7 protein-coding genes and 1 pseudogene are annotated in these 7,890 nt (G+C 38.3%); 6 read left to right on the forward strand and 2 right to left on the reverse strand.

Features of this window, described 5'->3' with window-relative positions:
• Positions 1-207 (reverse strand): annotated as a pseudogene (locus U3A58_RS21370) (hypothetical protein); the annotation flags it as partial.
• Positions 155-1,900 (reverse strand): ABC transporter ATP-binding protein, encoded by a 1,746-nt coding sequence (locus tag U3A58_RS21375; RefSeq protein ID WP_323826432.1) that lies wholly within the window; start codon positions 1,898-1,900, stop codon positions 155-157. The pseudogene U3A58_RS21370 and the gene U3A58_RS21375, both read right to left, overlap by 53 nt.
• Positions 1,901-2,102: 202 nt before the next feature.
• Here U3A58_RS21375 and xerA point away from each other — a divergent pair, with 202 nt between their 5' ends.
• The 6 genes from xerA (at position 2,103) to U3A58_RS21405 (ending at position 7,775) form a co-directional block, all read left to right on the forward strand.
• The gene (gene xerA / locus U3A58_RS21380; protein WP_323826433.1) at positions 2,103-3,209 is read left to right on the forward strand and encodes a site-specific tyrosine recombinase/integron integrase; all 1,107 of its coding nucleotides are present in this window, start codon (positions 2,103-2,105) and stop codon (positions 3,207-3,209) included.
• Positions 3,210-3,319: 110 nt separating this feature from the next.
• Positions 3,320-4,228, forward strand: a complete 909-nt coding sequence (locus U3A58_RS21385; RefSeq protein ID WP_323826434.1) for an AraC family transcriptional regulator — start codon at positions 3,320-3,322, stop codon at positions 4,226-4,228.
• A 14-nt stretch (positions 4,229-4,242) separates the two neighbouring features.
• Positions 4,243-4,614: a nuclear transport factor 2 family protein gene (locus tag U3A58_RS21390; protein WP_323826435.1), complete on the forward strand. Its 372-nt coding sequence runs from the start codon at positions 4,243-4,245 to the stop codon at positions 4,612-4,614.
• A gap of 367 nt (positions 4,615-4,981) precedes the next feature.
• Positions 4,982-5,683: an ankyrin repeat domain-containing protein gene (locus U3A58_RS21395; protein WP_323826436.1), complete on the forward strand. Its 702-nt coding sequence runs from the start codon at positions 4,982-4,984 to the stop codon at positions 5,681-5,683.
• A 258-nt stretch (positions 5,684-5,941) separates the two neighbouring features.
• Positions 5,942-6,973 carry a DNA cytosine methyltransferase gene (locus tag U3A58_RS21400; protein ID WP_323826437.1) on the forward strand — a complete coding sequence of 344 codons (1,032 nt, stop codon included), beginning with the start codon at positions 5,942-5,944 and terminating at the stop codon, positions 6,971-6,973.
• Positions 6,948-7,775: a BsuBI/PstI family type II restriction endonuclease gene (locus U3A58_RS21405; RefSeq protein WP_323826438.1), complete on the forward strand. Its 828-nt coding sequence runs from the start codon at positions 6,948-6,950 to the stop codon at positions 7,773-7,775. Before U3A58_RS21400 ends, U3A58_RS21405 begins: the two co-directional genes overlap by 26 nt.
• The last annotated feature ends 115 nt before the right edge of the window (positions 7,776-7,890 follow it).

Consider the following 7,890-nt stretch of genomic DNA (forward strand, 5'->3'; position numbering starts at 1 on the left):
GTCTTCCGTCTTCCGTCTCCTGTCTTCCGTCTTCTGTCTTCCGTCTCCTGTCTTCCGTCTTCTGTCTTCCGTCTTCCGTCTTCTGTCTTCCGTCTCCTGTCTTCCGTCTTCTGTCTTCCGTCTTCCGTCTCCTGTCTTCCGTCTTCCGTCTTTTTTAAATCCTCGACTGATACGTGTACAACTGATAGTATCTTCCTTCCAACGCAATCAACTCATCATGCTTTCCGCGCTCTACGATATTACCTTTTTCTACCACCAAGATCTGATCTGCCTGGCGGATGGTACTCAGTCTGTGGGCAATCACAAATGTCGTCCTGCCTTTCATCAATTCCTTCAAACTTGCCTGAATAAAAGTCTCAGACTCGGTATCCAGATTTGAAGTAGCCTCATCAAGAATCAGAATTCTCGGGTCTGCCAAGATCGCTCTGGCAATCGCTATACGCTGTCTTTGGCCCCCAGACAACTTCACTCCTCTTTCACCGATCAACGTATCCAGACCATCCTCAAATCGATCAGTAAACTCTTGCACGTGTGCAGCAACTACTGCTTTTTGCAAATCTTCCGTACTGGCATCTGGTCGAGGAAACAGAATATTCTCCCGGATTGTACCTTCAAATAGAAAATCGTCCTGTAGCACCACCCCTAGCCTAGCGCGAAATGACTCCAACGTCACCGTCTGGAGATCATATCCATCCAAGGTGATTTTACCCGAATGTGGGTTCAAAAAAGTGGCTGCTAGGCCAGCGATTGTTGTTTTTCCTGATCCTGATGTTCCCACCAATGCCGTCACTGAGCCTGCCGGTGCATCAAAACTTACACCTTTGATCACCTCTTTATTCTCCTCGTAGGCAAATGACACCTTTTCGAAAGCAATATCTCCTCGGAATTCCTTTAAGGTCAAAGTTCTCATGCGGTCATCAGCCTCCAGCGGAGTATTCATGATTTCCTCCGTTCGATCAAGACCTGCAAAAGCTTCCGTAAGTTGACTTCCTATATTTGACATCTGTACGATCGGGGCGATCATAAAACCCAGGTAAAGCGTGAAAGCCAGAAAATCTCCAAAGGTCATCTCCCCCTGCATGATCATATAGCCACCCATTCCCATGATTCCGGCAGAAGCTAGTCCCAGGAGCAACGCTCCCATAGAAGTCACAAAACTTGTGGCAGTAAGGCTGGCTTTTACATTCTGAAAAAGCTCATCCACACCTCTTGCAAAGGTATTTATCTCCTGCTGCTCGGCATTGAAACCTTTGATGACTCTGATCCCTCCGAGAGTCTCTGTCAATCTTCCGGTGACCTGTGCATTGATTTTGCCACGCTCGCGAAAAATAGGCCGGATTTTGCCAAAGGCTTTAAGAGAAACTAAACCAAAAATGACCACTGGAAGCAGCACATAAAGTGTCATCATCGGGCTGATACTTATCAGAAGAAAAAGTGATATAACAGCCGTCAAGACCCCTCCTACCATCTGTGCGAATCCGGTTCCGACTAAGTTCCTAACGCCCTCTACATCCGTCATGATTCTGGATACCAGTTCCCCCGTTTTGGCATTGTCAAAAAATCGAATCGGCAGCTTAATAATATGTGCCTGAACTTGAGATCTTAGCTTGGAAATCAGATTTTGAGCCTCTACGCTAAGTATCTGTGTAAGTGCGTAAGATGTGACCGACTGTACCACAATCGCCAACACCACGCCTCCGATCAGCCACTTAAGCATAGTCAGATCATTGGAGGGAATTACCTCATCTATCAGGATTTTACTCGCTCCCGGCAGTACCAGACTTGCCAGACGAGAGATAATGATCAAAAATAGTCCTAAAAATAAATGCTTTCTTCGGGGCCAAATAATGGTCTTAAAGACCTGCCCCATGGTGACCTTACGCTCTGCTGTTCTAGCCATGAAATAGTATGTTAAGTCAGGGAAACCCGATTTGAGTAATTCAGGTTCATAATCAGAAAAAACAACTTGGGAAAAGAAAGAATTCAATTGCTCACTTTGCCGTGGAGAAGCTGACACTCGCCCCTTCCGAAGGCTTCAATAGATGAAATTAGGCATTCTATCAATTTTTCTTAACTTTCATTTTCATTTCATTTTTTTGACCATGAAAACAATTTTTGCCACATCTACAATCTGGAAGAAGAAAGCTGTGGTATTGCTCCAATTCGATTATGATCAAGAGCTTATAGAGTTGGTAAAAACCCTGTCAATGGCAAAATGGAACCCCGAACGAAGAGCTTGGTCGCTCCCCTATTCGGAAGGCATTGTGGAAGAACTTCTCATCTTATTGAAAGGCAAAGCATGGATAGATTATTCCGGTTTCAAAAAAATAAAAGCAGGACAATTACCTGCAAACCTGCCTGAATTGGCACCCGACTTAGACCAAGAAATCAAAAAGTTTATAGCCTGGATGCAGAACAGACGCTATGCCGAATCCACAGTAAAAACCTACAGCCAGAGCCTTAGCCTATTTTTCCGCTATACGGAAAACAAAAAGCCTGAAGAAATCAGCACTGAGGATTTGGAAAATTTCCACCAAAATTATATCCTTAGGAGAAAATATTCAGTTAGCCTTCAATCTCAGGTGATCAATGCGGTAAAGCTGTATTTTTCGAACAAACAAAAACGCAAGCTCGAACCAATAGAGATCGAAAGACCCAAAAAACCCAAACAGCTTCCCCATGTACTCAGCAAAGAAGAGGTGAAAGATATACTCCAAGCGCACAAAAATGTAAAGCATCGGACAATGCTCAGTCTCATCTATGCCTGTGGACTAAGGAGAAGTGAGCTGTTGAGCCTCAAACTAGAAGATGTAGATTCAAAAAGAGGAATGTTAAGAATCAATAAAGGGAAAGGTGCGAAGGACAGGATGGTACCGATCAGTGATAAAATCATCGGGATGCTCAGAGCGTATTACCTAATGGAAAAGCCGGGAAGCTATTTATTTGAAGGGAGTAAAAAGAATACAGCCTATAGTGAAGGAAGTTTGCAAAAAGTATTGAAAACCGCATTGAGTAAAGCCAGGATCAAGAAGCCGGTGACTCTTCATTGGCTAAGACACAGCTACGCCACCCATCTTCTGGAAAGCGGAACAGATCTCAGGTTTATTCAGGAGTTATTGGGGCATAGTTCAAGCAAAACGACTGAAATCTATACCCATGTGAGTCAGAAAAGTCTCCAAAAAGTAAAAAGTCCATTTGATGACCTTTAAAAAAACAATACCAAAAGTGCAGATATCCACCCGAAAACGGTTGGATATGTGCACCAAAGGTGCATAAATAAATAAGTTGGCAACAAGCTGAAACAAACATTTCAATTTAAATGAGTACTAATGATAAAAATAGAAATCACTATTTAGAGCGACTTAATAAAGTATTCGACTACATAGACGAAAACATTGAATCAGAGTTTAATCTTGACGATTTAGCAAAAACCTCTAATTTCTCAAAATTTCATTTTTCCAGAGTATTTAATGCAATGATTGGTGAAACTCCTTTTGAATTTATTCAAAGAATAAAATTAGAGAGAGCAAACATCTTATTAAGATTAAAACCAAATCTAACGATAACTGAAATCGCCTATGAAAGTGGTTTTAATAACTTATCCGTTTTTTCACGTCAATTTGCTTCTCATTTTAAAACCTCACCAACTGCATTTAGAAAGCAGAAAATGCAAAAGAGCAATATTAGTCAAACAATTTTTTTCAAAGCCAAATACTTTTGTTCTGAACTTAAAAAATATAATAAAATGGAACAATTAGTAGAAGCAAACATTAAATCAATGCCCGAAAAAACTATTGCTTATGTTAAACACGTTGGCTCGTATAAGCAAAGTGCAGGCGTTTATGAAAAACTTTTCAGTCAATTATTTGATTGGGCGGGCAAAAGTGACTTATTAAAACATAATCCCGAATCAATAGTAATTCATCACGATGACCCTGATGTAACACCAGAGGACAAACAACGAATGAGTGTTTGTATTACTATTCCAGCAAAAACCGAAGTAAATGGTGAAATTGGAAAAACTATAATTTCTTCAGGTAAATATTACATAGCGAGATTTAAGCTTAAACCTCAAGAAATCGGACAGGCTTGGAATTGGATATATGGGGAAGGAATTCCTTCAATTGGGTATCATCCTATTGATAAAATTCCGTATCAAAATTATCCAGAACCACCAAAAAATGAAATACTTACAATTGAATTTTGTATTCCAGTAGAAAAAATTTAATACAAAGTTGATATATGGCAATAATAAACGTAAAAGCAGATTGTGGTAACTCGCCTAAAATGGCTTTCCTTAAAGAATTTAATATTGCAGTAGCTGAACAAAATATAAAGTTTCTAAAGGAAAGTGTATCAGATACAATCATTTGGGATATTGTTGGTGATAAAAAAATAGAAGGAAAAGAAAACTTTGTGCAAGAGTTAGAAAAAATAAAAAAAACGGCAGAGTTAACGCTTCTACAAATTTTATCACACGGTAAAGAGGGTGCAACAAATGGATTAATAAAGATACAGAACGGAGAAAAATATGCATTTTCTAACTTTTACAAATTTATAGGAGCAAAAGGTTCTTTGATAAAATCAATAACTACATATCTTATAAAGTTATAGAAAGCCAGTTGCCAACAATGTATAAAAGCAATAGCGGTTCGGGTGTAAACTCGAACCGCTATTGATTATAATTTAGTATCTTGTTTTCCGAAAAGGCAGGTGTTTAGCTCCGCTACTGCTCTTATACGAGACCGTTGTGCCACATGCAATGACACCATCCGCCATAAAATTGTACCTTTAACATAATACTGATAAAACTTATTTTATTTTAATTAACACACTTGAAACATGAATAGCCAAGAAATCTCTATACGAATAGCAAGTGGGCGAACCGATGCAGTACTTGAACTGCTGACTTTACCTAATTGGAAAGAACTTATTATCTCAGATGAGCCCAGTCTGTTTCAGTGGTTAATTTTCTATGACGATGNCAAGTGGGCGAACCGATGCAGTACTTGAACTGCTGACTTTACCTAATTGGAAAGAACTTATTATCTCAGATGAGCCCAGTCTGTTTCAGTGGTTAATTTTCTATGACGATGTAACTGCCCTCAGATTAGTTGAAAAAGAAGGGCTAGTCGTAAAGTCATTAAATCTAAACAATGACTTATGTGATGCGGCATTTTTTGGACATTGGAAAACTTGTGATTTTCTCATCAACAGGGGTGCAAATGTAAACCATCAACATCCAAGCAATAGTGAATCTCCTTTGCATTGTGCGCTTAGCAAAGCAGGAAGGCCATATTATTACAATGTAGTTCGATTACTTCTTGAATCAGGCGCTGATGTGAACATCTCCACAAATCCCAATATGGAAACAGGTTCATTTATGAGGGATGTAAAAACGTGTGGAGAAACACCTTTACACCGTGCTGCTGCTTATGCTGATGAGGAAACGATAAGATTGTTATTAGAACGTGGTGCAGATAAAGAAAAAAGGGATTCTAATGGAGATACTCCCTTGGCCTGGGGAAGTAAACATTTAAGACCGGCAAAAATACTTTCACTATTATGTTATGGAGAACATAAAATCGGTGGAAACACAATGTCTTCAATGATTAGTGATCATGGAAATGGATGGGGCAATGGAATGGAAAATAAATTTATTGGACAATTTATTCGAGAATGACTATAGTTAAAAAGGTATCGTGTAGCTAACTGAATTAGATAACATAGTAAAAGGAAATTAAGAATATATAAATGCACGATGGCACAACACACAATATAAAACAGTTGGGGTTCAGTGGTTTGTGAGCGTTTTGTTCTCGATTCAGCTTTCTTGTTGGTGGACAAGTATGCAGCCCGAAAACCCAACCGTTTCATATTGTCAAACGTTGTGCCTAATGCAGGTAGCTGAAATTTCATCTTAAATCCCTAACTTTGAAGAATGAAATATTGGGAGGAAATAAATAAGAAACTTATACCTTGGGTTGATACTGATTTAAATAAAAAAGTAGTTGACCTATTTGCAGGGTGTGGTGGACTTTCCCTTGGTTTTGAAGCTAATGGTTTTAAAACTATTGGGTATGAAATGGACGGACCCGCTAGCAATACTTATAATAAGAATTTAATTGGTGAATGCTTTAATGAAAAATTGTCACCTGAATCGGTGTATCCCAAAGCTGATTTAGTAATTGGTGGTCCACCTTGTCAACCGTTTAGCGTAGGGGGTAAACAGCTTGGACTAGAGGACTCTAGAGACGGGTTCCCTATATTTTTATCTGCCATTCGACAATTAGACCCTGAAGTACTTCTTTTTGAAAATGTTAGAGGGATACTTTATAAAAACAAGTGGTATTTAAAAGAGGTAATTGAGGAACTTGAAAAATTAGGATATTATATAAACTATGCACTTTTAAATGCAGTAAATTATGAAGTGCCACAAAATAGAGAACGGGTGATTGTATTAGGTTCTAAACAGAAAATTAACCTTCCTAAAAAAGTTAATCGCAAAGTTACAGCGGGACAAGCTCTTGATGAACTTGCTTTTCAATTTGACGAAAAATCGAAATTCTTTACTGAATCAATGGATAGATATGTAGCTAATTACGAAAAAGCATCAAAATGTATTAACCCGAGGGATTTATATATGGATAGACCTGCAAGAACCTTGACTTGTAGGAATCTAGCAGGTGCAACAGGCGATATGCACAGGGTTCGATTACAAGACGGAAGAAGAAGAAGAATTACTGTTCGTGAAGCCGCTAGACTTCAAAGCTTTCCAGATTGGTTTGAATTTTCAGGCACAGAAACCAATCAATATAATCAAATAGGAAATGCGGTAGCTCCTAACTTTGCGTATCATTTAGCTTTAAATATCAAAAACCATCTGACAGGTAAAAGCAATGCACAATATATTTTAACAGAAAACTCACAATTCAAATTATTTGAGAATGAAACAGTATATCAGTCCCGATAAATCAAAAACCTTTAGCGCAAAAACTCAACAAGTTCAGGAACTGATAAATACTATACTTTATATCCTTGACACTTTTGGAATCCCATTAGATGCCACACCTCGCAGATTGGAGAAAATGGCAATTGCATTTTTAGCAAGTGGTGATATTAGAAAAGTTGAAGATATAAGAAATGCAAAAGACCTGAATAGTGGATATGCCCTCAAAACTAGGGATATAATTATTTACGTTAACAATCATTTTGGAGAAAACATAAGTTCAGGTTCTTATGATGATATTCGCAGAAAAGACTTGAAACTACTTACCGTTGCGGAAGTCGTTTTGCAATCAAGCCCAAATTCAGCAACAAACGACTCAACTCGTGGATATTCAATTAATCCGACTTATGCTGAACTTATTAGAGAGTACGGCAGAAAAGATTGGGAAAAATTAGTTTCCGAAAAACTGAAAAATATTGAGCCATTAAGTAAAAAACTAAAAAGAGAAAGAGAGATAGCAAAAGTCAATGTTTCACTTCCTTCAGGTGGAAAGCTTACTTTTTCAGCAGGCGAACACAATGATTTACAGAAAGCGATTATCGAAGACTTTTTACCGAGATATGGACACGGTGGAGAAGTACTTTATGTGGGTGACACCTCTGACAAGTATTTATATTTAGAAAATAAAAGACTTGAAGAACTCAACTTCTTTGAAATTTCACATGAAGAACTGCCTGATGTTATTGCCTATTCACAAAAAAGGAATTGGCTTTATTTGATTGAAGCAGTTCATTCTTCGGGTCCTATAAGTGAATTAAGATTATAGAGGTGTCCATATAATTGCATATATTTATACTGTTAAAAATGCAAGAAATGGATATTTTTCGAGGTCAGGAGATTATAGAGTTCAGTCAACGCTTCCACAGCGAGTTGGATTGCAA

Source organism: Algoriphagus persicinus, assembly GCF_035156415.1.
Lineage (GTDB): Bacteria > Bacteroidota > Bacteroidia > Cytophagales > Cyclobacteriaceae > Algoriphagus > Algoriphagus persicinus.